General features: G+C 71.2%; 24 protein-coding genes and 1 tRNA gene. 14 read left to right on the top strand and 11 right to left on the bottom strand.

Going from position 1 to position 24,994, the window contains the following annotated elements:
* Positions 1 to 45: 45 nt before the first annotated feature.
* The 5 genes from ACWGIG_RS19445 to ACWGIG_RS19425 form a co-directional block, all read right to left on the bottom strand.
* Complete coding sequence (locus ACWGIG_RS19445) at positions 46 to 1,152, bottom strand: 2-oxoacid:ferredoxin oxidoreductase subunit beta (protein WP_453322850.1); 1,107 nt, start codon at positions 1,150 to 1,152, stop codon at positions 46 to 48.
* On the bottom strand, positions 1,145 to 3,055 hold the full coding sequence (locus ACWGIG_RS19440) for a 2-oxoacid:acceptor oxidoreductase subunit alpha (protein WP_453322849.1): 1,911 nt from the start codon (positions 3,053 to 3,055) through the stop codon (positions 1,145 to 1,147). Before ACWGIG_RS19440 ends, ACWGIG_RS19445 begins: the two co-directional genes overlap by 8 nt.
* Positions 3,056 to 3,436: 381 nt before the next feature.
* Positions 3,437 to 4,096 (bottom strand): response regulator, encoded by a 660-nt coding sequence (locus ACWGIG_RS19435; RefSeq protein ID WP_453322854.1) that lies wholly within the window; start codon positions 4,094 to 4,096, stop codon positions 3,437 to 3,439.
* Between the two features lie 458 nt (positions 4,097 to 4,554).
* Positions 4,555 to 5,880 (bottom strand): sensor histidine kinase, encoded by a 1,326-nt coding sequence (locus tag ACWGIG_RS19430; protein ID WP_453322848.1) that lies wholly within the window; start codon positions 5,878 to 5,880, stop codon positions 4,555 to 4,557.
* Positions 5,881 to 5,962: 82 nt separating this feature from the next.
* Positions 5,963 to 7,228 carry a sensor histidine kinase gene (locus tag ACWGIG_RS19425; protein WP_453322847.1) on the bottom strand — a complete coding sequence of 422 codons (1,266 nt, stop codon included), beginning with the start codon at positions 7,226 to 7,228 and terminating at the stop codon, positions 5,963 to 5,965.
* A gap of 252 nt (positions 7,229 to 7,480) precedes the next feature.
* Here ACWGIG_RS19425 and ACWGIG_RS19420 point away from each other — a divergent pair, with 252 nt between their 5' ends.
* The 13 genes from ACWGIG_RS19420 (at position 7,481) to ACWGIG_RS19360 (ending at position 19,986) form a co-directional block, all read left to right on the top strand.
* Positions 7,481 to 7,903 (top strand): NADH-quinone oxidoreductase subunit A, encoded by a 423-nt coding sequence (locus ACWGIG_RS19420; protein WP_453322853.1) that lies wholly within the window; start codon positions 7,481 to 7,483, stop codon positions 7,901 to 7,903.
* Entirely contained in the window at positions 7,894 to 8,547 is a 654-nt protein-coding gene (locus ACWGIG_RS19415; RefSeq protein WP_453322846.1) for an NADH-quinone oxidoreductase subunit B, read from the top strand. The genes ACWGIG_RS19420 and ACWGIG_RS19415 overlap by 10 nt, the downstream gene beginning before the upstream one ends.
* Entirely contained in the window at positions 8,544 to 10,364 is a 1,821-nt protein-coding gene (locus tag ACWGIG_RS19410; protein ID WP_453322845.1) for an NADH-quinone oxidoreductase subunit C, read from the top strand. The genes ACWGIG_RS19415 and ACWGIG_RS19410 overlap by 4 nt, the downstream gene beginning before the upstream one ends.
* Positions 10,361 to 11,329 carry a complex I subunit 1/NuoH family protein gene (locus ACWGIG_RS19405; RefSeq protein ID WP_453322844.1) on the top strand — a complete coding sequence of 323 codons (969 nt, stop codon included), beginning with the start codon at positions 10,361 to 10,363 and terminating at the stop codon, positions 11,327 to 11,329. Before ACWGIG_RS19410 ends, ACWGIG_RS19405 begins: the two co-directional genes overlap by 4 nt.
* A 2-nt stretch (positions 11,330 to 11,331) precedes the next feature.
* Positions 11,332 to 11,922 carry a NuoI/complex I 23 kDa subunit family protein gene (locus tag ACWGIG_RS19400; protein ID WP_453322843.1) on the top strand — a complete coding sequence of 197 codons (591 nt, stop codon included), beginning with the start codon at positions 11,332 to 11,334 and terminating at the stop codon, positions 11,920 to 11,922.
* Positions 11,919 to 12,626: an NADH-quinone oxidoreductase subunit J family protein gene (locus ACWGIG_RS19395; protein ID WP_453322842.1), complete on the top strand. Its 708-nt coding sequence runs from the start codon at positions 11,919 to 11,921 to the stop codon at positions 12,624 to 12,626. The genes ACWGIG_RS19400 and ACWGIG_RS19395 overlap by 4 nt, the downstream gene beginning before the upstream one ends.
* The gene (nuoK, locus tag ACWGIG_RS19390; RefSeq protein WP_453322841.1) at positions 12,626 to 13,021 is read left to right on the top strand and encodes an NADH-quinone oxidoreductase subunit NuoK; all 396 of its coding nucleotides are present in this window, start codon (positions 12,626 to 12,628) and stop codon (positions 13,019 to 13,021) included. The genes ACWGIG_RS19395 and nuoK overlap by 1 nt, the downstream gene beginning before the upstream one ends.
* Positions 13,018 to 15,012, top strand: a complete 1,995-nt coding sequence (locus tag ACWGIG_RS19385; RefSeq protein ID WP_453322840.1) for an NADH-quinone oxidoreductase subunit 5 family protein — start codon at positions 13,018 to 13,020, stop codon at positions 15,010 to 15,012. The genes nuoK and ACWGIG_RS19385 overlap by 4 nt, the downstream gene beginning before the upstream one ends.
* Positions 15,013 to 15,015: 3 nt before the next feature.
* Entirely contained in the window at positions 15,016 to 16,602 is a 1,587-nt protein-coding gene (locus ACWGIG_RS19380) for a complex I subunit 4 family protein (RefSeq protein ID WP_453322839.1), read from the top strand.
* A gap of 11 nt (positions 16,603 to 16,613) precedes the next feature.
* A complete protein-coding gene (locus tag ACWGIG_RS19375; RefSeq protein ID WP_453322852.1) occupies positions 16,614 to 18,206 on the top strand; it encodes an NADH-quinone oxidoreductase subunit N in 1,593 nt (530 codons plus the stop codon).
* Positions 18,207 to 18,363: 157 nt separating this feature from the next.
* A complete protein-coding gene (gene htpX / locus ACWGIG_RS19370; RefSeq protein ID WP_453322838.1) occupies positions 18,364 to 19,227 on the top strand; it encodes a zinc metalloprotease HtpX in 864 nt (287 codons plus the stop codon).
* Positions 19,224 to 19,616, top strand: a complete 393-nt coding sequence (locus ACWGIG_RS19365; RefSeq protein WP_453322837.1) for a YccF domain-containing protein — start codon at positions 19,224 to 19,226, stop codon at positions 19,614 to 19,616. The genes htpX and ACWGIG_RS19365 overlap by 4 nt, the downstream gene beginning before the upstream one ends.
* Positions 19,617 to 19,713: 97 nt before the next feature.
* Positions 19,714 to 19,986 carry a GlsB/YeaQ/YmgE family stress response membrane protein gene (locus ACWGIG_RS19360; RefSeq protein WP_453322836.1) on the top strand — a complete coding sequence of 91 codons (273 nt, stop codon included), beginning with the start codon at positions 19,714 to 19,716 and terminating at the stop codon, positions 19,984 to 19,986.
* A 19-nt stretch (positions 19,987 to 20,005) separates the two neighbouring features.
* On the opposite strand, the gene ACWGIG_RS19355 is transcribed toward ACWGIG_RS19360, so the two are convergent.
* The 3 genes from ACWGIG_RS19355 to ACWGIG_RS19345 form a co-directional block, all read right to left on the bottom strand.
* Positions 20,006 to 20,662 (bottom strand): alpha-ketoglutarate-dependent dioxygenase AlkB family protein, encoded by a 657-nt coding sequence (locus ACWGIG_RS19355; protein WP_453322835.1) that lies wholly within the window; start codon positions 20,660 to 20,662, stop codon positions 20,006 to 20,008.
* A gap of 13 nt (positions 20,663 to 20,675) precedes the next feature.
* Complete coding sequence (locus tag ACWGIG_RS19350; protein WP_453322834.1) at positions 20,676 to 21,182, bottom strand: methylated-DNA--[protein]-cysteine S-methyltransferase; 507 nt, start codon at positions 21,180 to 21,182, stop codon at positions 20,676 to 20,678.
* A 244-nt stretch (positions 21,183 to 21,426) separates the two neighbouring features.
* Positions 21,427 to 21,915, bottom strand: coding sequence for a YajQ family cyclic di-GMP-binding protein (locus ACWGIG_RS19345; RefSeq protein WP_453322833.1), 489 nt, complete (start codon positions 21,913 to 21,915; stop codon positions 21,427 to 21,429).
* Between the two features lie 203 nt (positions 21,916 to 22,118).
* Here ACWGIG_RS19345 and ACWGIG_RS19340 point away from each other — a divergent pair.
* A tRNA-Tyr gene (locus tag ACWGIG_RS19340) sits at positions 22,119 to 22,200 on the top strand.
* Positions 22,201 to 22,275: 75 nt separating this feature from the next.
* On the opposite strand, the gene ACWGIG_RS19335 is transcribed toward ACWGIG_RS19340, so the two are convergent.
* The 3 genes from ACWGIG_RS19335 to ACWGIG_RS19325 form a co-directional block, all read right to left on the bottom strand.
* A complete protein-coding gene (locus ACWGIG_RS19335) occupies positions 22,276 to 22,773 on the bottom strand; it encodes a GyrI-like domain-containing protein (protein WP_453322832.1) in 498 nt (165 codons plus the stop codon).
* A 130-nt stretch (positions 22,774 to 22,903) separates the two neighbouring features.
* Positions 22,904 to 23,560 carry an SDR family oxidoreductase gene (locus ACWGIG_RS19330; protein ID WP_453322831.1) on the bottom strand — a complete coding sequence of 219 codons (657 nt, stop codon included), beginning with the start codon at positions 23,558 to 23,560 and terminating at the stop codon, positions 22,904 to 22,906.
* A gap of 217 nt (positions 23,561 to 23,777) precedes the next feature.
* The gene (locus ACWGIG_RS19325; protein WP_453322851.1) at positions 23,778 to 24,989 is read right to left on the bottom strand and encodes an amidohydrolase family protein; all 1,212 of its coding nucleotides are present in this window, start codon (positions 24,987 to 24,989) and stop codon (positions 23,778 to 23,780) included.
* Positions 24,990 to 24,994 lie beyond the last annotated feature (5 nt).

Here is a 24,994-nt window from a genome sequence, read left to right as displayed (position 1 = left end):
CGCGAGGACCGGGCGCCCCTTTCGCGGGCGCGTGCGCAGAGGAATTCAGCCGACGACGGTCCAGGTGTCCTGGCCCGCCAGCAGCGCACCCAGATCGCCCTTGCCGTCCCGCTCGATCGCGGTGTCCAGCTGGTCGGCCATCAACGTGTCGTACACCGGCCGGTCGACGGAACGGAACACTCCGATCGGGGTGTGGTGCAGCGTGTCCGGGTCGGCGAGCCGCGACAGCGCGAACGCGGTGGTCGGCGAGGAGCTGTGCGCGTCGTGGACGAGGATCTGTGACTGGTTCTCGTCGGTGACGGCCACCACCTTGAGGTCGCCGGTCAGCGGATCCCGCACGACACCCTTCGCGCGGTCCGCCCCGAAGCGGATCTGCTCGCCGTGGGTGAGCCGGATCACCGCCTCCTCGGCCTGTTCCTTGTCCTTGAGGGCCTCGAAGGCGCCGTCGTTGAAGATGTTGCAGTTCTGGTAGATCTCGACGAGCGCCGTGCCCGGGTGGTCGGCTGCCTGGCGCAGTACCTCGGTGAGGTGCTTGCGGTCGGAGTCGACGGTGCGTGCGACGAAGGACGCCTCGGCGCCGATGGCCAGCGACACCGGGTTGAAGGGCGCGTCGAGGGAGCCCATCGGCGTCGACTTCGTGATCTTGCCGACCTCGCTCGTCGGGCTGTACTGGCCCTTGGTGAGCCCGTAGATCCGGTTGTTGAAGAGGAGGATCTTGAGGTTCACATTGCGGCGCAGCGCGTGGATCAGGTGGTTGCCGCCGATGGACAGCGCGTCGCCGTCACCGGTCACCACCCAGACGCTCAGGTCCCGCCTGGAGGAGGCGAGTCCGGTCGCGATGGCCGGGGCGCGGCCGTGGATGGAGTGCATTCCGTACGTGTTCATGTAGTACGGGAAGCGGGAGGAGCAGCCGATTCCGGAGACGAAGACGATGTTCTCCTTCGCCAGCCCCAGCTCCGGCATGAAGCCCTGCACGGCGGCGAGCACCGCGTAGTCGCCGCAGCCGGGGCACCAGCGCACTTCCTGGTCGGACTTGAAGTCCTTCATGGACTGCTTCGCGTCGGCCTTGGGCACGAGGGACAGCAGGGTGTGCGCGGGCGACCGCCCGGGCGCGTGCGAGGCGTCGCTCGAAGAAGTGACCGTCTCAGTCATTGATGGCCTCCTTGAGGGCCGTGGCCAGCTGCTCGGCCTTGAACGGCATTCCGTTGACCTGGTTGTACGAGATCGCGTCCACGAGGTACTTCGCCCGGATCAGCGTGGCGAGCTGACCCAGGTTCATCTCCGGTACGACTACCTTGTCGTAACGCTTCAACACCTCTTCGAGATTCCTCGGGAAGGGGTTGAGATGGCGCAGATGCGCCTGCGCGATGGCCACGCCCTCGGTGCGCAGCCGCCGTACCGCCGCGGTGATCGGCCCGTACGTCGAGCCCCAGCCGAGCACCAGCGTGCGGGCGCCGTCCGGGTCGTCGACGGCCAGGTCCGGGACCGCGATCCCGTCGATCTTGGCCTGCCGGGTGCGGACCATGAAGTCGTGGTTGGACGGGTCGTACGAGATGTTGCCCGTGCCGTCCTGCTTCTCGATGCCGCCGATCCGGTGCTCAAGACCGGGTGTGCCGGGCACCGCCCACGGGCGGGCCAGGGTCTCCGGGTCGCGCTTGTACGGCCAGAACACCTCGGTGCCGTCCGCCAGCTCGTGGTTCGGCCCGGTCGCGAACTGCACCCGCAGATCGGGCAGTTCACCGACGTCGGGAACCCGCCACGGCTCCGAACCGTTGGCCAGGTAGCCGTCGCTCAGCAGGAAGACCGGGGTGCGGTAGGTCAGCGCGATCCTCGCCGCGTCGATCGCCGCGTCGAAGCAGTCGGCCGGCGTGCGGGGTGCGACCACGGGCACCGGTGCCTCGCCGTTGCGCCCGTACATCGCCTGCAGCAGGTCCGCCTGCTCGGTCTTGGTCGGCAGCCCGGTGGACGGGCCGCCGCGCTGGATCGCCACGATCAGCAGCGGAAGCTCCAGGCTCACCGCGAGTCCGATCGTCTCCGACTTCAGCGCGACGCCGGGCCCCGAGGTGGTGGTCACGGCCAACTGCCCGCCGAATGCCGCCCCGAGGGCGGCGCCGATCGCCGCGATCTCGTCCTCGGCCTGGAAGGTCCGTACGCCGAAGTTCTTGTGCTTGCTGAGCTCGTGCAGGATGTCGGACGCCGGGGTGATCGGGTAGGAGCCGAGGTAGAGCGGCAGGTCGGCCTGCTGCCCGGCCGCGACCAGCCCGTAGGAGAGGGCCAGGTTCCCGGAGATGTTCCGGTAGGTGCCCGGGGGGAAGGCGGCGGTGGCCGGGGCCACCTCGTAGCTCACCGCGAAGTCCTCGGTCGTCTCGCCGAAGTTCCAACCCGCCCGGAACGCGGCCACGTTGGCCTCGGCGATGTCGGGCTTCTTCGCGAACTTCTGCCGCAGGAAAGCCTCCGTGCCCTCGGTGGGCCGGTGGTACATCCAGCTGAGCAGACCCAGCGCGAACATGTTCTTCGACCGGCCCGCGTCCTTGCGGGACAGCCCGAAGTCCTTCAGCGCCTCCACGGTCAGCGTGGTCAGCGGCACCGGGTGCACGCTGTAGGCGTCCAGCGAACCGTCCTCCAGCGGGGACGTCTCATACCCCACCTTGGCCATCGGCCGCTTGGTGAACTCGTCGGTGTTGATGATTATTTCGGCCCCGCGCGGCACATCGGCGATGTTCGCCTTGAGCGCCGCCGGGTTCATCGCCACCAGTACGTTCGGGGCGTCGCCGGGGGTGAGGATGTCGTGGTCCGCGAAATGAAGCTGGAAACTGGAGACGCCCGGCAGGGTCCCTGCGGGGGCCCGGATCTCGGCCGGAAAGTTCGGCAGGGTCGACAGGTCGTTGCCGAACGACGCGGTTTCCGATGTGAACCGGTCGCCGGTGAGCTGCATGCCGTCACCGGAGTCGCCCGCGAAACGGATGATCACCCGGTCCAGGCGGCGGACCTCTTTCTCCGGGGCCGTATTGGCTCCGTCGGCCTGTTCGGCCGGGCTACTGACCTGGCTGGTCACTGAACTGGACCTCCCTCAGAGGCGGCTGTTCGGGAACGGCCGGACGACCGGTCGTCCCGGGGCAACCCTACGTCCGCAAGGGTCGCGTTTCCCGGGCCGCCCACAAGACGAAACCGCTTTTCAGACACCCAGCTGTCATGATTCGTCACGATTCATCCGCCCCCTGGCCCCTGTGCTGAAGACGCTCCGCGCTCATCCTTTGGTTCTGGTCCTACGGTCCCGATCGGGGGCCGCTCGACCTTGGTGACTGACGCCCCGTCAGAATTCCGGTGGCCGGGATTCCGGACGGGGCTCCGGAGTGGGGCTTCGGAGTACGGAACCCCGCCCCGGAAGTGCGGCCGGAAGCCCGAAGTCCGGCCCGGTGCCGAGGAGTTCGGGAGCTCAGGACTTCAGATAGGTCAGCACCGCCAGCACCCGCCGGTGGTCGCCGACACTCGGCGAAAGACCCAGCTTCAGGAAGATGTTGCTGACGTGCTTCTCGACCGCACCGTCGCTCACCACCAACTGCTTGGCGACCGCGGAGTTGGTCCGGCCCTCGGCCATGAGTCCCAGGACCTCCCGCTCCCGCGGGGTGAGCCCGGCGAGCACGTCCTGCTTGCGGCTGCGGCCGAGCAGCTGCGCCACCACCTCGGGGTCCAGGGCGGTACCGCCCCTGGCCACCCGCACCACGGCGTCCACGAACTCCCTGACCTCCGCCACCCGGTCCTTGAGCAGATAGCCCACGCCCGTACTGGAACCGGCCAGCAGCTCGGTGGCGTACTGCTCCTCCACGTACTGGGAGAGCACCAGCACCCCGATCCCGGGATGGTCCCGGCGCAGCCGCACGGCGGCCCGCACCCCCTCGTCGGTGTGGGTCGGCGGCATCCGTACGTCCGCCACCACCACGTCCGGCAGTTCCCCCTGCGCGGCCAGCTCGCCCACGATCTTGACCAGCGCCTCCCCGTCCCCGACGCCCGCCACCACGTCGTGCCCGAGGTCGGTCAGCAACCGGGTCAGGCCCTCCCGAAGCAGAACCGAATCCTCGGCGATGACCACGCGCACCCTGTCTCCCACGACTTTTCCTGCCCCCAGTTCTGGCGGGTACGGCTGTGTACCGCACTCAACTGCCCCCAGCATCCCAGCATCCGGACCGGGGTGCGCCCAGGTGGCGGGAAGAGGGAGGCAGGACTCCGGAGCCCCACTGCTCCGGAAGACCCGGCGACCTGCCGTACCGGACCACTCCGGCCGGGTGGTTCGGCCCCGGACCGGCGGCCCCGGGCAGTTCGCCGGGGCATCTCTCACGCCCGGGCCGACGCGTCTGCCCGCGGCTCAGCCGCCCTGGACCCGCCGGTCGGCCGGTGTCCCAGGGCGGCTCGTCGGTGCCCGGCGCCCGGCGCCCGGTGCCCCGTGCTCGGGCCCCGTGCTCGGCGTCCGGTGCCCGGTGCTCGGCCGGTGGCCCCAGGGGCGGCTTGCGCACGCCTGGGGCTCGGGCCTCAGGGCCGCTCGTCGGCGCCCGGTGCTCAGCCGCGCCAGGGCAGTTCTGCCGTGATCGTCGTCGGGCCGCCGACGGGGGAGCCCACCACCAGGACTCCGTCCACCGCGTCCAGCCGCTCCGCCAGACCTGCCAGGCCCGAACCGCCGCCGGTGCTCGCGCCGCCCTGGCCGTCGTCGGTCACCTGGAGCATCAGCCGCCCGTCGGTCTCCCACACGTCGACCGAGGCCCGGGTGGCCCGTGCGTGCTTGCTGACGTTCTGCAGGAGCTCGGAGACCGTGAAGTACGCGATGCCCTCGATGGCGGCGGCCGGCCGGGCCGGCAGATCCACCTCGACCTGTACCGGAACCGTGCACCGGGAGGCCACCGCGGACAGCGCCGCGTCCAGACCCCGGTCGGTCAGCACCGCCGGGTGGATGCCGCGGGCCAGGTCGCGCAGCTCCTGCAGCGCCACCTTCACCTCGCCGTGCGCCTCGTCCACCATCCGGGCCGCCGCCTCGGGGTCGTCGGTCAGCTTCTCCTTCGCCAGGCCCAGGTCCATGGCCAGGGCGACCAGCCGGGCCTGCGCCCCGTCGTGCAGGTCCCGCTCGATGCGCCGCAGGTCGGCGGCGGCCGTGTCCACGACCACGCCCCGGTCCGACTCCAGTTCGGTGACCCGGTCGTCGAGGGCCGACGGGCTGAGCAGGGTGGCCACCATCAGCCGGTCCACGGACACCAGGGCCCGGGTGATCCACGGGCAGACCAGCAGCACGACCAGGCCGGTCGCACTGGTGAGGGCCGCCTCAAGAGGCGCGTCGAGGTAGACCTCGTGGCTGATGCCGCCGTAGAGCTGGATGCCGTGCGCGCCGTTGCTCTGCGTGATGGCCCATCCGTACAGCGGGTACGTGAAGGCCAGCAGGCCGAACGTCCAGAAGACCACCGAGACGCCGAACGCGAAGACCGCCCACGGCATGTGCAGGACTCCGTAGAGCAGATGACGCCAGGACACCCCGCTCTTGAGGACGGCCCCGACCCAGCCCATCAGCCCGGGCTTGGCCGGACGCAGCGGCCGGGGGTCCGGCACGTCCAGACCCAGCAGGCCCCGTGCCCGCGCCCGCTCCAGCACACCGAAGCCGCGGAACAGGGCGAGCCCCGCCGCGAGCACCGGGATGCCGAGGAAGGTCACCAGCAGAGCGGCCCCCAGCGAGACGGTCGTGATCGCGAGGACGAAAGCCGCCATGCTGATCGGCAGACCGATCAGCACATAGCCGAGCTCGCGCCACGCGCGGCCCTCGAACGGCGCGCGGAGCACCGGCGGGACGCGGTGCTCCCGGGGCCGGTTTTCCCCGGTGCGTGGTGCGTAATCCGTGGCCATGATCCTGTCCGTTCTTCCATGTGCTCAGCAGGTGCGTTGGTTCAAGACTGCGGGAGCGGGGCGTCCCGGACCATGAGGTAATTCACCGTCTTTTCCTGGGGTTTTCCCCAGCCCCGGCACTGCGGTTTCCCGCAGGCCGACCAGTGCCCGCAGACGCACCTGCTCCGGCCGACACCCGCGCCCGCCACGGCAGTTCCGCAGTCACCGTGGTCCCCTCGCCCGGCGGCGAGTTCACCGTGAACAGCCCGTCGACCGCCCCGAGCCGGTCCGCGAGCCCCGCCATGCCGGTGCCGCCGTCCAGCCGCGCGCCACCGCACCCATCGTCCCGTACCTGAATCAGCAGCCGCGCCCCGGAGCGCCACACCTCGACCGTCGCCGTCCGGGCCCCGCTGTGCTTGCTGACGTTCTGCAGGAGCTCGGAGACCGTGAAGTACGCGATGCCCTCGATGGCCTCCGCCGGCCGCTCGCCCAGATCGGCCTTCACCTTCACCGGCACCGTGCACCGCGACGCGATCGCCGACAGCGCCGCGTCCAGGCCCCGGTCGGTCAGCACCGCCGGGTGGATGCCGCGGGCCAGGTCGCGCAGCTCCTGCAGCGCCAGCTTCACTTCCCCGTGCGCCTCGCCGACCATCAGCGCGGCGGTCTCCGGGTCGTCGAGCAGCTTCTCCTTCGCCAGCCCGAGCCCCATCGCCAGGGCGACGAGCCGGGCCTGCGCCCCGTCGTGCAGGTCGCGTTCGATGCGCCGCAGGTCGGCGGCGGCCGTGTCGACGACCACACCCCGGTCGGACTCCAGCTCGGCGATACGACGCTCCAGTTCGCCGGACGGCGACAGCAGCCCGCGCACCATCGTCCGGTCCGCGTTGGCCAGTCCCCGTGTGATGTACCCCAGCACCGGCCACAGCGCGATCAGACTCACCAGCGTCAGCATGAACGTCAGCACGCCCCACGGCAGCCGGATCACCGAGTACAGCACCGAACGCCAGCCCACCGGGTCCTTCAGCGTCGTCCACAGCCAGGGGAAGAAGCCGTCCTGCTCCCGCGCCGCCCGCAGCGGACTCGGCTCCTCCACCCGCACATCGAGCAGCACGCGCGCGCGTGCCCGCTCCCAGCCGCCGATCAGGCGCGCCCCCATCAGCCCCGCCGCCAGCAGCGGCAGCCCGACCACGGTCACGGCGAGACCGGCGCCCAGCACGACGGAGAGCACCGCGTACACGAACCCGAACAGGGCCGCGGGGAGGTTGAGCAGCAGATGCACGACCTCCTTCCACGTGTGCTGGCCATAGGCGAAGGCAGCGGGAGGAGGCAGCAGGTCGGAGCCGGGCGAGTGCGCACCGGAGCTTACGGTCATGTGCCCAAGACTGCCGGTCCGGGCACCCGCACGCCATGGGGTGGGCGGGGTGCGGGGGGTAGGGACAACCCCACCACGGCCGCTTGCCGACGTGACGCAACTGCTTACCGTGGCTTTACCAGGCCCTAGACTCCCGTGCGTACAGATCAACGACCGCCGACCGGCGGCCGACAGGGCGCCGAGAGGCCGGGGAGCGAGGGACGGGACGTGCCGGAACCGACCGTGCCGATCGAATTGGCGGCGGACCACTTCTTGGCGGCGGGACACTCCGTGGTGGCGGAACACACGGCCACCACCGTGACGGCCGCGAGCTACTTCCAGAGCTACTCGGTCGTCGGCCTGCTTGCCGTCGTCGGCGTGCTCTTCGTCGCCGTGGCCTTCGGCGCCGGGCGCCTGCTGCGCCCGGTGGTGCCGACGCCGGAGAAGCTCCTGACGTACGAGTGCGGAGTCGACCCCGTCGGCGAGGGCTGGGCGCACACCCAGGTCCGCTACTACGTCTACGCGTTCCTGTACGTGATCTTCGCCGTCGACTCGATCTTCCTGTTCCCGTGGGCGACGGTGTTCGCCGCACCCGGATACGGCGCCACGACGCTGATCGAGATGTTCATCTTCCTCGGCTTCCTGGCCGTGGGTCTGCTGTACGCATACAAGAAGGGCGTCCTCGAATGGACGTGACCCCCACTCCGCAGCCCGTTCCGCAGCCCGTTCCGGAGACCGCCCCGGTGGACCTGCCCACTCCGCAGCGCCTCGGCGTCCTGTCCCGCCTCGCGCCCGAGCCGATGAAGGTGGTCCTCAACTGGGGCCGCCGCTACAGCCTCTGGGTCTTCAACTTCGGCCTGGCCTGCTGCGCCATCGAGTTCATCGCGGCCTCCATGGCCCGCCACGACTTCATCCGGCTCGGCGTGATCCCCTTCGCGCCAGGACCCCGCCAGGCCGACCTGATGGTCGTCTCCGGCACGGTCACGGACAAGATGGCCCCTGCCGTGAAGCGTCTCTACGAGCAGATGCCCGAGCCCAAGTACGTGATCTCGTTCGGCGCCTGCTCCAACTGCGGCGGCCCGTACTGGGACTCGTACTCCGTCACCAAGGGCGTCGACCAGATCATCCCGGTCGACGTGTACGTGCCGGGCTGCCCGCCCCGCCCCGAAGCTCTTCTCCAGGGCATCCTCAAACTCCAGGAGAAGATCGCCCGCGAGTCGCTGGCGGAGCGCTACGGGAACTCGGCGGCCCGCCCGTCCGTTACCGCATTGCAGAGCGATCTGGTGACCCCGCCACCCGCGCCTTCCTCCCGCCCCGCCCCGGGAGTTGGTGACCGGTGAGCGCGTACGACAGCCTGCCCGACGCCGTCACCGAGGTCTTCGGCGAGGAGGCCACGGCCGAGCGGGCGTACGACCTGCTGACGGTCGACGTGCCCGTCGGCGCGTGGATCTCCGCACTCGAAATCGCCCGGTCCAAGCTCGCCTGCACCTACTTCGACTGGCTGAGCGCGGTCGACGAACCGGGCACGGGCTTCCGCGTGTCCGCCCACGTCGTCTCTCTCGAAGGCCGTGCGGTCCGCCGCCTCCTGGTCCGTACGACCGTGCCGCACACCGCTCCCGTCCTCCCCACCGCGGTGGACGTCTACGCGGGCGCGGGCTGGCACGAGCGCGAGACGCACGAGATGTTCGGCATCGACTTCACCGGCCACCCGCACCTCGTGCCCCTCCTCCTTCCGGACACCTTCGAGGGCCACCCCCTCCGCAAGGACTTCGTCCTGGCGGCGCGGGTCGCCAAGGCCTGGCCCGGCGCCAAGGAACCGGGCGAGGCGGAGCACGGCGGCCCCAAGCGCCGCCAGATGCTCCCGCCCGGCGTCCCCGACCCCAACGAATGGGGCCCCCTCAAGGGCCAACTCCCGGCAGCCCCGGCACGTCCGGCACGGGGAGCGAGGGCAGGCGCGGCGGGCGCGGGTGGCGGTGCTGCTCGTGCGGGCGCCGCAGGTGTGGCCGACCGCCCGGCCCGCCGCAGCCGCAGCGTGAGCGAGGGCTCGGCATCGCAGGCAGCACCGGAAGCCTCTCCCGGCACCCCGGTTCCTCCGGCAGCACCCGACTCTCCGGCTGCACCGGTCTCTCCGGCTGCACCGGTCTCTCCGGCGCCGCTGGAATCCCCGGTGACGCCGGAATCCCCGACCTCACGGGAATCCTCGGCTGCACCTGAAGCACCGCCTGCACCGGCTGCACCTGAAGCACCGCCTGCACCGGCTGCGCCTGCACCGCCTGCACCGGCTGCGCCTGCGCCTGCACCGAGTGCACCTGAAGCCGCACCTGCACCGGCCGCATCGGAATCCGCAGCCGCACCGGCTGCACCCGCCCGCCGTTCTCGCAGCGCGAGCCAGGGCTCCGTCAGCCAGACGCCACCGGAGGCCACAGGTCCAGGGGCTCCGGCCTCGGGCGCCGAGACCTCCGGTGCTTCGACGGCGAGGCCGCCTCGGCGCAGCCGCAGCGCTGCAGACGGTTCGGCGAGCCAGGCGGCTGCGAGTACGCAGCCCGGGGCCCCGGGGACGCAGCCCCCGCCACGCGGCGCAGCCGCACATGTTGCAGAGGGAAGGGGCGGGGAGGGGAACGGCCCCGCGCAGCGGACCCCCACTCCTGTGACCCCGCCCGACGACACCACGGCCACGGCCGAGCGCCCGTCGACCGGCACCTCGGACGCCCCCTGGCACCACGCCCGCCCCACCTTCGACGGGCCCGAGACCGAGCCCGTACCTGAGGGCGGGCCCGTACCGGCGCCCGCGCCCGACGCCGACCCCGCGCCCGACCCCGACCCCGAGCGCGTACGGGAAACGGAACCCGAGCCCGCAGCCGTACGCGCAACGGACCCGGAGCCGAACCCCGAGCGGGAAGCACGGCCGAACCCCGAGCCGGAGGCCGCCCCGAGCCCCGAGCCGGAGGCCGAGCCGACCCCTGGTCCGGAGGCCGAGCCGGCCCCCGGTCCGCAGGCCGTGCCGACCGCCGGTCCGCAAGCCGAACCGGCCCCCGGCCCCGAAGCCGCGCCGCCCCCCGGCCCCGAGGCCGAGCCCCGCCCGGGCCGCCCCAACGAGCCGGACCGTCCCCACGGTCCCGACGACCCCACCCACCCCGCCGGAGGCGATACCGCGTGAACGACGTACTCGACGTCGCCCTCCGGCTGGTCATCGTCTTCGTCCTCTTCCTGGTCCTGCCCCTCGTGGTCGGCCAGACCGAGCACAAGGTGATGGCCCACATGCAGGGCCGCCTCGGCCCCATGTACGCGGGCGGCTTCCACGGCTGGGCCCAGCTCGTCGCCGACGGCGTGAAGTTCGCGCAGAAGGAAGACGTCGTCCCCAACGGCGCCGACCGCCGGATCTTCCAGCTCGCCCCCGCCGTCGCCCTCCTCCCGTACCTCCTGGTCCTCCTCGTCATTCCGATCGGCCCGAGCGAATCCGCCGTCGGCCAGCAGATCGACGCGGGCATCTTCTACGTGCTCGCGATCATGGGCGTCGGAGTGCTCGGCTCGCTGATGGCGGGCTGGGCGTCGGCGAACAAGTTCTCGCTGCTCGGCGGTCTGCGCACCGCCGCCCAGCTCCTCGCGTACGAACTCCCCATGCTGCTCGCCGCCGCCTCGGTGGCGATGGCGGCCGGCACGGTCTCGCTGCCCGGCATCCTGAACGCCTGGGAGTGGTGGTGGCTGCCCTGGCAGATCATCGGCGCGTTCATCTTCTTCACGGCCGGACTGGCGGAGCTGCAACGCCCGCCGTTCGACGCCCCGATCGCCGACTCGGAGATCATCTTCGGCGCGTACACCGAGTACACGGGGCTGCGCTTCGCGCTGTTCCTGCTCGCCGAGTACGCGGGCATCGTCGTCGTCTGCGGCCTGACCACCGTCCTGTTCCTCGGCGGCTGGCACGGCCCGTGGGGCGCCGAAGGACTCGGCTGGGTCTGGACGCTCCTCAAGACCGCCGTCCTCGCCTTCGTCGTGATCTGGCTCCGGGTCAGCTATCCGCGACTGCGCGAGGACCAGCTCCAGAAGCTGTCCTGGACCCTGCTCATCCCGCTCGCACTCGCGCAGATCGCGCTCACCGGCATCGTGAAGGTGGCGATCCAGTAGTCATGGCACCCATCCCCGGGAGCGGCCTGGCCAAGGGCCTCGCCGTCACCCTCCGCACGATGACGAAGAAGACCGTCACCGCGCAGTACCCCGACAAGCAGCCCGAACTCCCGCCCCGTACGCGCGGCGTGATCGGCCTGTTCGAGGAGAACTGCACGGTCTGCATGCTGTGCGCCCGCGAGTGCCCCGACTGGTGCATCTACATCGACTCCCACAAGGAGACGGTGCCGGCCGCCGCACCCGGCGGGCGCGAGCGCAGCCGCAACGTCCTCGACCGCTTCGCGATCGACTTCTCGCTCTGCATGTACTGCGGGATCTGCATCGAGGTCTGCCCCTTCGACGCCCTCTTCTGGTCGCCGGAGTTCGAGTACGCGGAGACCGACATCCACGAGCTGACCCACGAGCGGGACAAGCTCCGCGAGTGGATGTGGACCGTGCCCGAGCCGCCCGCCCTCGACCCGCGCGCGGAGGAACCGAAGGAGATCGCGGCGGCCCGCAAGACCGCCGACAAACTCGAAGCGGCCCAGCAGGCGGCAGCGCAAGAAGCGGCAGCGCAAGAGGCGGCAGCGCAAGAACAGGAAGGGTCGGCATGATGACCACCCTCGCCGCGGCCGGCCACGGCTTCCTCTCCCCGACCGGGGTCGAGATCGCCTTCCTCCTGGTCGGCATCGTCACCCTCGGCGCGGCCGTCGTCACGGTCACCACCAAGCAGCTGGTGCACGCCGCCCTCTGGCTCGTCGTCGCCCTCGGCGGCATCGCCGTCGAGTACCTGCTCCTGACCGCCGAGTTCATCGCCTGGGTCCAGGTGCTGATCTACGTCGGCTCCGTCGTCGTCCTCCTCCTCTTCGGCCTCATGCTCACCAGAGCCCCCATCGGCCGCTCCCCGGACGCCGATTCGGGCAACCGCCCGGCCGCGCTGACAGTGGCCGTCGCTGCGGCGGCAGCCCTGGTCTGGGTGGTCGTCGACGCCTTCCGCACCACCTGGATCGACCTGGAAGGACCGGTCCAGGGCTCCACCAAGGTGACCGGCGAAGTCCTCTTCCAGCACTGGGTGCTCCCCTTCGAAGCACTCTCGGTCCTGCTCCTGGCCGCCCTGGTCGGCGCCATCGTCCTCTCCCGCAAGAACACGGTGGCAGAGGAAGAAGCGGCAGCCGCCGAGGCCGAAGCCCCCGGCGCCGAGGCCGAAGCCCCCGGCGCCGAGAAGGCCGGGAAGAAGGCCCTCGACGCCAAGAAGGCCGACAAGGCCGACAAGGCCGACAAAAAGGCCCCCGGCGCCGAGAAGAAGGAGCAGCGCTGATGCACCTCGCCTACCCGGCCGTCCTCGCCGCCCTCCTCTTCTGCGTCGGCCTCTACGGAGTCCTCGCCCGCCGCAACGCGATCCTGGTCCTGATGTCCGTCGAGCTGATGCTCAACGCCGTCAACCTCAACCTGGTCGCCTTCGACGTCTGGCTCCGCGACACCCTGCACACCGGCCAGGCCCTCACCCTCTTCACCATCGCCATCGCCGCCGCCGAAATCGGCATCGGCCTGGCGATCGTCCTGATGGTCTACCGCAACCGCGGCACCTCGGACATCGACAAGCTCCGCGACACCGCCGAGACGGCGGACCCGACGGACCCGGCAGACCCGGCGGGCGACCAGGCGGACGGACCCGCCGACGGCCCGGCACAGAAGGCAGAGGCCGCCGCGTGACCACCACGACCCTCGCCGTCCTCGTCCCCCTCCTCCCGTTCCTGGGCGCCGCCGCAGGCCTGCTCCTCGGCCGCACGGCCCCCGGCTTCGTACGCCCGCTGGCGCTCCTGCCGACGCTCGCCGCACTCGGGCTCGCCCTCACCGTCGCCGTGCACCAGGGCGGGGACAGGGTGATCGACGCCGCCACGCGGCTCACCCCGACCGGCTCGGTCCCCATCGACCTCGCCCTGCACATCGACGGCTTCGCGGCCCTCGTCGCCGTCCTGGTCACCGTCGTCGCGACCTGCGTTCAGATCTACTCGACGGCCTACCTGCGCGACGACCCGCGCTACGCCTCGTACGCCGCTCTCGTCTCCCTCTTCACCTCCGCGATGCTGCTCGTCGTCTACTCCGGCGACCTGATGGTGCTGCTGGTCGGCTGGGAGATCATGGGCATCTGCTCGTACTTCCTCGTCGGCCACTACTGGGAGACGCCCGAAGCCCGCGCCGCCTCCCTCAAGGCCTTCCTGGTCACCAAACTCGGCGACGTCCCCTTCCTGTTCGGTCTCTTCGCGCTCGCCGCCGACGCCGGTACGTTCCGGATCGACAGCATCTTCAAGTACGCAGCGGCAGGGAGCCTCGACCACCCGACCCTGATCGCGCTCCTGCTCGTCGCAGGTGTCGCGGGCAAGTCGGCGCAGTTCCCGCTGCACACCTGGCTCCCGGACGCGATGGCCGGTCCCACGCCCGTCTCCGCGCTCATCCACGCCGCGACGATGGTCGCCGCCGGTGTCTACTTCGTGGCCCGCCTCCTTCCCGTCTTCGCGGCCTCCGCCGCAGCCATGACCGTCCTCGCCGTGATGGCCGCGGTCACGATGGTCGGCTCGGCCCTCGCCGCCCTCGCGCAGGACGACATCAAGCGGGTCCTCGCCTACTCGACCATCGGCCAGCTCGGCTACATGACCGGCGCCCTCGCGGTCGGCGACCGCGGTGCCGCCGTCTTCCACCTCCTCTCGCACGGCGCCTTCAAGGCCCTGCTCTTCCTCGGCGCCGGCGTGATCATCCACGCCGCCGGCACCAACTCCCTGGCCGCCATGTCCCGGACGGGCGGCCTCACCAAGCGCATCCCCGACGCCTACTGGACGATGACGATCGCGCTCCTCGCGCTCGCCGCCATCCCTCCGTTCGCAGGCTTCTTCTCCAAGGAAGCCGTCCTGGTCGCCGCCGAGCACACCGCCCTCGGCGACTCCGCCACGAGCACCGTCACGGCGGGCTGGGTCGTCCTGGTCTCCGGTCTCCTCACCGCCCTCCTCACCGCCGCGTACGCCACCCGCCTCTGGCTCCTCGCCTTCCGCGGTCGCGGCCCGGCCGCCCCCGATCACGGCCGCCAGCCCCTCGCCATGAGCGCCGTCCTCTGGGTCCTCGCCGTCCCCTCCCTCGCCCTCGGCCTGGCCGTCGGCCGGCTCGCGGGCTGGTTCGACGTGCACGCCCTGACCCCGACCGTCACCACCGCCGTCCTCGGCACCGGTGTCGCCGCCGTCGGCGGGATCATGACGTACGCCTCCTGGCGCGCCCTCCGCTACAAGGCAGGCAGCAACATCCCCCTGGGAGCGGTCGCCGCCAACCCCGACGCGGACCCGGCCACCTCCGAGGAAGAGGCCATCGCCACCCACGAAGCGGCCTACGGCAACATCGCCTCAGCCCAGGACCCTGACGACCCCGGCCGCCTCCTGCTCGGCCCGCTGCACCGCCACGCGGCCACCGGCTTCCACCTGGACGCCCTCTACCGCACCTTGTTCGTCCGCCCCGTCCAGGCAGCCGCCGAACTGGTCCGCTTCCTGGACCGCGAGGTCGTCGACACGTACGTCCGGGGCGCCGGCGCTCTTCCGCGCTGGCTCGGCTTCGCCGTCCGCCGCTCCCAGACCGGCAACGTGCAGACCTACCTCGGCGCCCTGATCGCAGGCTCCGTCGTCCTGGCAATCGCCGCCGTCCTCGTCGCCGCCGGAGCGTGAGCCATGATCGATATCAGCGAATCCGTGATGCAGTTCCTTCTCGCACTGATCGTCGTCGGCCCGCTCATCGGCGCCGGCGCCGCCCTCCTCCCGGCCCCGCCCGGACTGAAGGGCCGCAGCCCCGACCAGGCCGTCCTGCGCCACGGAGTCGTCGTCACAGGCGTCGTCCTCATCGCGGCGATCGTCCTCGCGCTCGGCTTCGACCACAGCCACCCCGCGAAGATGCAGGCCACGACCGACATCAGCTGGATCCCGGCGCTCGACATCCGGATCCATCTCGGCACCGACGGCATCTCGCTCCCCCTCCTCGTACTGACCGCGCTGCTGACCTTCCTCTGCGCGCTCTACAGCTACTTCAAAATGCCCGCGGGCCCGTCCCCCAAGGCATTCGTCGCTCTCCTCCTCGTCCTGGAGTCCGGCACCCTCGCCACCTTCGCCGTCCTCGACCTGGTCCTTTTCTTCCTGGCCTTCGAGATGGTCCTCATCCCGATGTACTTCCTGATCGCCCGCTGGGGCGGGGCCGGGCGCACCCAGGCAGCCTGGAAGTTCATCCTCTACACCCTGCTCGGCTCCGTCGTGATGCTGCTCGGCCTCCTCCTCATCGGCCTGAATTCCGGCACATTCGACATGGTGGCACTCGCCACTGACAACGGCCGTGGACTGACAACATCCGTGCAGGTCACGGCAGTTCTGGCGATCGCGATCGGCCTCGCGGTGAAGACCCCGATGTGGCCCCTGCACAGCTGGCTCCCGGACGCCCACACCGCGGCCCCCACCGTCGGCTCGGTCCTCCTCGCCGGAGTCCTGCTGAAGATGGGCACCTACGGCTTCGTCCGCATCGCCCTGCCCATCGCCCCCGACGGCATGCGGACCTTCGCCCCGTACCTCGCCGCCTTCGCGGTCGTCGGCATCATCTACGGGTCCCTGGCCTGCCTCGCGCTCGCCCGCAAGGGAGCCAAGGGCGACCTCAAGCGCCTCGTCGCGTACTCCTCCGTCGGGCACATGGGCTTCGTGCTCCTGGGCATCGCCTCCATGACCCCCACCGGCGTCAACGGCGCACTCTTCGCCAACATCGCCCACGGCCTCATCACCGGCCTGCTGTTCTTCCTGGTCGGCGCCCTCAAGGACCGCTACGGCACCGCCGACCTCGACACCCTCGCCGGTGCCACCGGAGCCGCCCTCTACGGCCGCGCCCCCCGCTTCGGCGCCCTCCTCGCCTTCGGCGCCGTCGCCTCCCTCGGGCTGCCGGGGCTGGCGGGCTTCTGGGGCGAGATGCTGACGATGTTCGGCGCCTTCGACCCCGCTCCGGGCCTCAGCCGCCCCGCCTTCCTCACCTTCATGGCGATCGCCGGCCTCGGCACCCTGCTCACCGCCGCGTACATGCTGATCGTCGTGCGCCGCGTCTGCATGGGGGAGCGGCACGAAGACCGCGAGAACGCAGCGCCCGCCGTGGCCGACGTACAGGGCTACGAGTTCGCCGCCTGGACCCCGCTCGTCGCCCTCACCGTCCTCGCCGGCCTCTGGCCCGCAGTCCTCCTCGGCCTCACCGACCCGGCCGTCCAGAAGCTCCTCGCAGGAGGCAAGTCGTGAACGCCGTTCCCATGGCCGCCGAGAGCGCCAAGGGCGCGGCCGGCCTCGTCCAGTCCGTCGACTGGCTCGCCATCGCCCCGCCCGTCGTTGTCGCGGCCGTCGCCCTGGCGATCCTGGTCGCCGATCTGTTCGTACGAGAGAGCCGCAAGCACCTCCTCGGCATCGCCGCCGTCGCAGGCCTCGCCGTCGCCCTCGCGGCGCTCCTGCCCCTGCGCAAGGGCGACCGCAAGACCTTCTGCCTGGTCGGCGACCCGGCCGTGTGCAGCTACACCGCCGACTACTTCGCCCTGGTGATCCAGGCCCTCGTGCTCGGCGGAGCCCTCCTCACCGCGCTCCTGTCCATGACGGCGGCCAAGGACGACAAGAAGCTCCCCGCCGGCGAGTACTGGTTCCTGCTGCTGTCCTCCGCGGCCGGAGCGGCCCTCCTGCCCGCCTCCCGCGACCTCGCCACCCTCGTCGTCGCCCTGGAGGTCGCCTCCCTGCCCGCCTTCGCCCTCGTCGGCCTGCGCCGCGGCGACAAGCGGTCCTCCGAGGCGGCCCTGAAGTTCTTCCTGTCCTCCGTCACCGCGACCGCCGTGATGCTCCTCGGCGTCAGCTTCGTGTACGCGACGACGGGCACGATGCACCTCACCGAGATCGCCACCCGCCTCGACGACGTCCCCGCCCAGCTGGACACCCTCGCGAAGGCGGGCGTCGCCCTCACCCTGGTCGGCTTCGCCTTCAAGACGGCTGCCGCGCCCTTCCACTTCTGGGTCCCCGACACCTACGTCGGCGCACCCCTGCCGATCGCCGCCTACCTGTCCGTCATCGGCAAGGCCGTCGGCTTCTCGGGCCTCATCCTGGTCACCGTCGTCGCCTTCCCGTCGTACGCCGACGTCTGGGGCCCCGCGCTCGCCGTCCTCGCCGCCCTCACCATGACCGTCGGCAACGTCGCCGCCCTGCGCCAGTCCGCCACGCGCGCACGCAGCGCCGTCCGCCTCCTCGCCTGGTCGTCCGTCGGCCAGGCCGGCTACCTCCTGGTCCCGATCGCCGCCGCCGCGTACTCCAGCGACACCCAGATCGGTTCCACCGTCGCGTACGCCCTGATGTACGCCGTCGTGAACCTCGGCGCCTTCGCCGTCGCCGCCCTCGTCGCCCGTACGAAGCCGCAGCACCGCATCGCCGACTACCGCGGCCTGTACGCCACCAACCCCCTGGCAGCGCTCGCCCTTGCCTTCTTCCTGCTCTGCCTGGCCGGCCTGCCCCCCGGCCTCATCGGCCTCTTCGCCAAGGTCACCGTCTTCTCGGCGGCGGTCGACGCGGGCCTCGGCTGGCTCGCCGTCGTCATGGCCGTGAACGTCGTGATCGCGCTCTACTACTACCTCCAGTGGACGGCCCTGCTGTTCCGCGCACCGGCGGGCGCACAGGCCCCTCAAGAGGCTGCGGCGACCCCTCAAGAGGCCGCACAGGCATCTCAAGAGGCCGCAGCGGCGCGCCGCCGCAACAGGCTCCCCGTCCCCGCCCCCCTCGCCACGGCGATCGTCCTGACATTCGCAGCCGGAATCGTCCTCTCCGGTGCCCCCCAGCTCGTCCTCCGCTTCGCGACCGGCGACCTCTTCCAGTAGCCGCCGCACACCCGCCCCGGATGGCCTAACCGCCCTCCCCGGTGCACAAGGGAACTAGCTCCCCCCGCCTGGCGTTGACCAGTAAGGGAGGGTCCACTGAACGTGGAAGCACCACCGAGCCAGGAGTTCCCCTGCCGCACCATTTGGAGGGCGCACCGTGCACCGCCGGCACAACGGGTTGAGGACCGCCGTACTCCTCGGGGGACTGTCCGCACTGATCCTCGTCATCGGCGGCTTCTTCGGCCGTACGGGACTGATCGTCGCGCTCCTCGTGGCGCTCGGCACGAACGCGTACGCGTACTGGAACAGCGACAAGCTGGCCCTGCGCGCCATGCGTGCCCGGCCCGTCAGCGAGTTCGAGGCCCCGGAGCTCTACCGCATGGTCCGCGAGCTCTCCACGGCCGCGCGCCAGCCCATGCCCCGTCTCTACATCTCGCCCACCCAGGCGCCCAATGCCTTCGCCACCGGCCGCAACCCGCGCAACGCGGCCGTCTGCTGCACCGAGGGCATCCTCCAGATCCTCGACGAGCGCGAGCTGCGCGGTGTCATCGGTCATGAGCTCAGCCACGTCTACAACCGCGACATCCTGATCTCGTCCGTCGCCGGAGCCCTCGCCTCCGTCGTGATGTTCCTGGTCAACTTCGCCTGGCTGATCCCCGTCGGCAGATCCAACGACGACGAGGGCCCCGGCATCTTCGGCATGCTGCTGATCATGATCCTGGGCCCGCTCGCCGCCTCCGTCATCCAGCTCGCCGTCAGCCGCTCCCGGGAGTACGAAGCAGACGCGTCCGGCGCCCAGCTCACCGGCGATCCCCTCGCCCTGGCCAGTGCGTTGCGCAAGCTCGACGCGGGTACGAAGCAACTACCGCTGCCCCCCGAGCCCCGGATCGAGACCGCGAGCCACATGATGATCGCGAACCCCTTCCGCCCGGGCGACGGCACCGCGAAGCTGTTCTCCACCCACCCGCCCATGGCGGAACGTATCGCCCGGCTCGAACAGATGGCAGGACACCGCCCGTGAAGACACTCCTGAACCTCATATGGCTGGTCCTGAGCGGATTCTGGCTCTTCCTGGGCTACCTGCTCGCAGGCCTCATCCTCTGCATCACGATCATCGGCATCCCCTTCGGCCTGGCCGCTTTCCGCATCGGCCTGTACGCCCTGTGGCCCTTCGGCCAGACCGTCGTCGACCGCCGCGACGCGGGCGCCCCGTCCTGCGTCGGCAACGTCCTGTGGCTGGTCCTCGCCGGCTGGTGGCTCGCCCTCGGCCACATCGTCACGGGAATCGCCCTCTGCATCACCATCATCGGAATTCCGTTCGGCATCGCGAACTTCAAGCTGATTCCGGTGTCCCTGCTGCCCCTCGGCAAGGAGATCGTTCCCACGGACCGGCCCTTCGCCGCCCGCTGACCTGCGCAACCCCTGCCGCCCCGAGCGCGTCTTCCCGTACGTAGGACACAGCACAAGCACCACGCACACGTACGTACGCACCCACGGGGGGACCCTCATGAGCATCCTCAGCTGGATCGTCCTCGGTCTGATCGCCGGAGTCATAGCCAAGATCCTGCTGCCGGGACGCGACCCGGGCGGGCTGATCGGCACCACGCTGATCGGCATCGCCGGCGCCTTCATCGGTGGCTGGATCTCGACGCGCTTCCTGGACCGCGAGATCGCCAACCAGTTCTTCGACGGTCCGACCTGGCTCGCGGCCATCGGCGGCTCGCTCGTCCTGCTCGTCGCGTACCGGATCCTCTTCGGCCACTCACGCTCGCGCCACTAGCGAGCGAGCCCGCGCGGCCTCAGCCCAGCCCCGTCACCCGCAGCGTGATGTTCAGCCGTCCGGCGGCCAGCCCGGTCGCCGGATCGCCCGTGCCGGGCCGCACCTTCGGCACCCCGTGGTACGCGAACCGCGACTCCCGGCCGAAGACGAAGAGGTCCCCCGACCCCAACTCCACATCCGTGTAGGGCCGGCCGCGCCCCTCCGTGTTCCCGAAGCGGAACACGCAGCTGTCACCGATGCTCAACGACACCACCGGCGCCGACGACCGCTCCTCGCGGTCCTGGTGCATGCCCATCCGGGCGTCGCCGTCATAGAAATTGATCAGCCCGGCGTCCGGCGCGTACCCGTCGCCGGCGCTCCGGTCCTCGTACGCGTCGGCCAGTGCGCGGCGGCCCAAGTCGCCGAGCCAGCCCGGGAATTCGGCCACCCGTGCGCCGTTCGCATCGCCCGCCGTGCGCGTGTAGCGGTACGGCTGCCAGTGCCAGCCCAGGCCCACCGACCGCACCGACATGACCCCACCGCCGGGCAGCCGCGTGTGCCGCAGCGGCACCGGCCCACGCGCCCACGCACGGCACGCCACGACCAACTCCCGCTGCTCCTCCAGCGACAGCCACCCGGGTACGTGCACCGCGCCCGGCGCCACCTCCGCCCGGGGCAGCTCGAACAATCCGGTCACGGCGCCACCTCCCTCATGCCGACGGGCCGCATTCCAGGTCCAGCAGCTGCTGCTTACGCTCCAGCCCGCCCGCGTACCCCGTCAGCGAGCCGTCCGCCCCCACGACCCGGTGGCACGGCCGCACCACCAGCAGCGGATTGCGCCCGATCGCGGTGCCGACCGCCCGGACCGCCGCCCGCGACGCCCCGATCGACTCGGCGAGCTTCCCGTACGACGTCGTCTCCCCGTACGGAACACCGTCCACCGCACTCCACACCCGGCGCTGGAACTCCGTCCCCACCCCGTCCGCGTACGTGACCTCGAAGCGCGTCAGCTCCCCGGCGAAGTACGCCTTGAGCTGCGTCGCCACCGCGGCGAACAGCTCCGGCGCGTGCCGCCACTCCTCGCGGACGACCGCCCCGCCCTTCTGCCCCGGCACCGACAGCGACACCAGCGCGATCCCGCCGGGTGCGGCCGGGGACTCCTCGCCCACCAGCAGCAATTCGCCCAGCGGGCTGTCGAGGGTCGCGTAAACAGTCATGACCCCATCCTCTCCGCGCAGTACTCACCACGCTCCATGCCACCGATTCTGCGCCCCCGGCCGCACAAGATCTGGCGGAATTCGGACATGGCGCTCCCGGTGAAGACGGCCCTGGGAAGGGCGCACGAAGGAGGGGCGCGCGAAGGGGGAGGGTGGCCGTGCGAAGGGGGCGGGAGTCGGCCCGAAGCCGCCCACCGCCCCCGTTCGGAGAACGCCTACCGCATCAGCTGCCGGCGACAGCGCCTCAGCGGTAGTTCACAAACTGGATCGCGAACTCGAAGTCCTTGCCCTTGAGCAGCGTCTGCACGGTCTGCAGGTCGTCGCGGCTCTTCGAGCTGACCCGCAGTTCGTCGCCCTGCACCTGCGCCTTGACGCCCTTGGGGCCCTCGTCGCGGATGATCTTGGCGACCTTCTTCGCGTTGTCCTGGGAGATGCCCTCCTCGATGGACGAGAAGATCTTGTACTCCTTGCCGGACAGCTGGGGCTCGCCCGAGTCCAGCACCTTCAGCGAGATCCCGCGCTTGATCAGCTTGGTCTCGAAGACGTCGAGGATCGCCTTGACGCGCTCCTCGGAGTTCGCCTCCATCAGGATCTTCTCGCCGGACCACGAGATCGAGGCACCGACGTTCTTGAAGTCGTAGCGCTGCGAGATCTCCTTCGCGGCCTGGTTGAGGGCGTTGTCGACCTCCTGCCGCTCGACCTTCGAGACGATGTCGAAACTGGAGTCGGCCATGTCCTGTGGCTCCTTGATGTGGGTGACGGATGCGGCGCGCACGCCCCGGGCGCGAGGCCCTGCGTACGGCACAAAGCCTAGCCACCCGTACGGACGGCGGGTGCTGATCAATCGAGTGGCGGAGCACCCCTGGTCATCAGGTATCGTTTACGTCGTCCCCAGGGAAAAGCGCCACCAGGCGAAGATCCGCGGAGACATCCCATGGCGGTGTGCCCGAGTGGCCAATGGGAACGGACTGTAAATCCGTCGGCTTAGCCTACCCAGGTTCGAATCCTGGCGCCGCCACAAAAGAAGGCCCCTGATCTGCGGAAACGCAGAGCGGGGGCCTTCGGGTTTTCCGGCCGCCAGAGGCATCGGCCGCTACCCGGACGCCAGGCGGAAAGCCAGCTCCGTCTCCCACTTGTTCAGGTCCGGCTCCACGCGCGGATCCGTCCTGTACGTCTCCAGTCGGCCGACCCAGCGCTCACCGTCCTCCGTCGCCGTCATGTCCCATTTCAGGCCCTGCCCTTCGGCCCACGCGAGCAGCTCCGCCGTGACATCGATCAGCTCGTCGGGGTGGCCGAAATGCGTCACCGTCGCGTACTTGCCCGCGGGCAGCAGGCCCGACAGCACATCGCCCTCCGGCTGCAGCGGCACCGCCACCGGAACGCCCGCCTCGATCTCCAACTCCCCCTTCGCGCCGATCAGGTTGTACCGGAAGAACGGTCCGCCGAGCGGCTGGGTTCCCCGCGCCGCGAGCCAGCCGAAGAGTTCCGGAATGCGGTCGGCGATCAGGCCGAAGCCGTCCATCCCGACCCGCCCCCGGATCGCCACGTAGGGCTGCTCGTCGCGCTCCACCACCACGGGCTCGTATCGCATGACACTCCTTCGTTCCGCCCGGCCTCCCGGGTCCGTACGCGTCACCTTCCGGGTCCGTACGCGTCACGAGTGACGACTGCGCGGCGGCACCGAACTCATCGGCCCCGCCGCGCAGTTCCGTCCCCGGCGCTCAGTTCCCGGCCACGTCCTTCACCGCCACCGACACCGGCACGCTTCCCCCGATCAGCTCCAGCGTCAGCCCCGTCGTCGACGGCGTCTCCAGCAGCTCCGCCAGCACCGCCGCCACGTCGTCCCGCGTCACAGGACCGCGTCCCGTGGAAGCGCCCAGGGTCACCAGTCCGGTCCCCGCGTCGTTCGTCAGCTGCCCGGGGCGCAGGATCGTCCAGTCCAGACCGTCCCTGGCCCGTACGTCCGCGTCCGCGGCCCCCTTGGCCCGCAGGTACGCGTCGAAGATCTCGTCACCCGGGTGCGCCGGGTCGGCGCCCATCGAGGACACCACCACATAGCGGCGTACGCCCGCCCGCTCTGCGGCGTCCGCGAACAGCACGGCCGCGTCGCGGTCCACGGTGTCCTTGCGGCCGGCCCCGCTGCCCGGGCCCGCGCCGGCCGCGAAGACGGCCGCGGTGGCGCCCTCAAGGGCGGCGGCGACCTCCTCGACCGACGCCGACTCCAGGTCGAGCACGACCGGTTCGGCGCCCGCCGCCCGCAGGTCGTCGCTCTGCTTCGGGTCACGGACGATGCCCGCGACCTCACCTCCGCGTGCGGCGAGCAAACGCTCCAGCCGCAGCGCGATCTGACCGTGTCCACCAGCGATGACAGTGCGCATGTTTCCGACCGTACGCCCACCGGGCCGCCCCCGCTCAGAGTGCCGCCCGCACCACCCTCCGAGCGGCTGTACGGTCACCCCGCCCGACGCCCCGCCAGACGGTGCTCATCGCTCTGCCCGACGCCGCCCAGCGCCCCGTACCGGCTCTCTCAGGACCTCGCCCCGACCGGGGTCGGTGGTCCGCCCCTGCGGCGCTCAGCGCCCGGCCCGACGGTGCTCACGCCCCCGCCCCGGTCCCAGGCCCGGTCCCGGTGCCCGTCCCTGCCCGCCCCTGGCGCGGCAGTTCGAGCTCCACGGCCGCCACCGTGTCGCAGTACTCGCGCACCGCGCTGGTCCGCGCCACCACACGCCCCCGGTGCACCACGATCCGGCTGTACGCCAGCGACAGCACGCCCGACAGCCGTTCGCCGCGTACCGCCACCAGCTCCGCCGGGAACCCCGCCTCCAGCCGTACTTCGGGCATCCCCATCGCCTCGCGCGCCGCCGTCGCCACCGTGTCGTACGCGTCCTGCGGGCGCATCCCGCTCTGTGAGGCGAGCAGGTACGCCGCCTCAAGAGGGTCCCCGCGCCCCACCGGGTTGGCCACGTCCCGCAGCGCTCCACTGCCCGCCGCGAGCCGCACTCCGGCCGCCCTCAGCAGCCGTACCGGCGCCACTCCCCGCTGGTCCACCGCGCCGCACCCGCCCTGCGGCTGGCAGACCACGCTCACTCCGGCCGCCGCGAGCTGGTCGGCGGCCCGCGTCGCCACCTCAAGAGGCAGCCGCGAGAGCCCTCCGCACGGACCGATGGCGACCCCGGGGCGCAGTCCGCCGGCCATCGCCGCGAGCCGCGCCAGCCGCGCCGGGTCGTCACCTTCCGTGTGCAGATCGACGGGGCAGCCGTGCTCGGCGGCCACTTCGAGCACCCGCTCCACGTATCCGGCCGGATCAGGGTCCAGGTCCGGGCAGCCGCCCACCACGGAGGCGCCCATCTTCACCGCGTCCCGCAGCATCGCCAGGGAGTCCGCCCCGGCCACCCCGGTCAGCAGCCGAGGCACGGCCACCGCCGACAGGTCCACGAGCCCGCGCAGCGACCGCCGCGACCGGAGGACCGCCTCCATCGGGCCGAGCCCGTGCACGTCCCCGATGCGCACGTGCGAGCGCAGCGCCGTCGCGCCGTGCCCGAGCTGCAGCAGCGCCGCCTGTGTGGTCCGCCGCTGGACGTCCTCCGTCGCGTACGAGACGGGACCGCCCGCGTCGGCCGTCAGCGCGGTGTCGCTGTGCACGTGGGGCTCGGCGGGGGCGGGCAGCAGCAGGAAGCCGGAGAGATCCTCGCGCGAGGCGCCGTGCGCCGGAAGGCTTCCCGCCGTACCGACCGCTTCGATGCGCCCCCCGCTGAGCCGGACGTCGACCGTGCGGCCGTCGGTGAGGCGGGCACCGCTCAACAGCAGAGTGG

It is taken from the genome of Streptomyces sp. NPDC054863 (assembly GCF_053610825.1).
The sequence above is the reverse complement of the archived record's forward strand: the minus strand, read 5'-3'. Positions and strand labels throughout refer to the sequence as shown.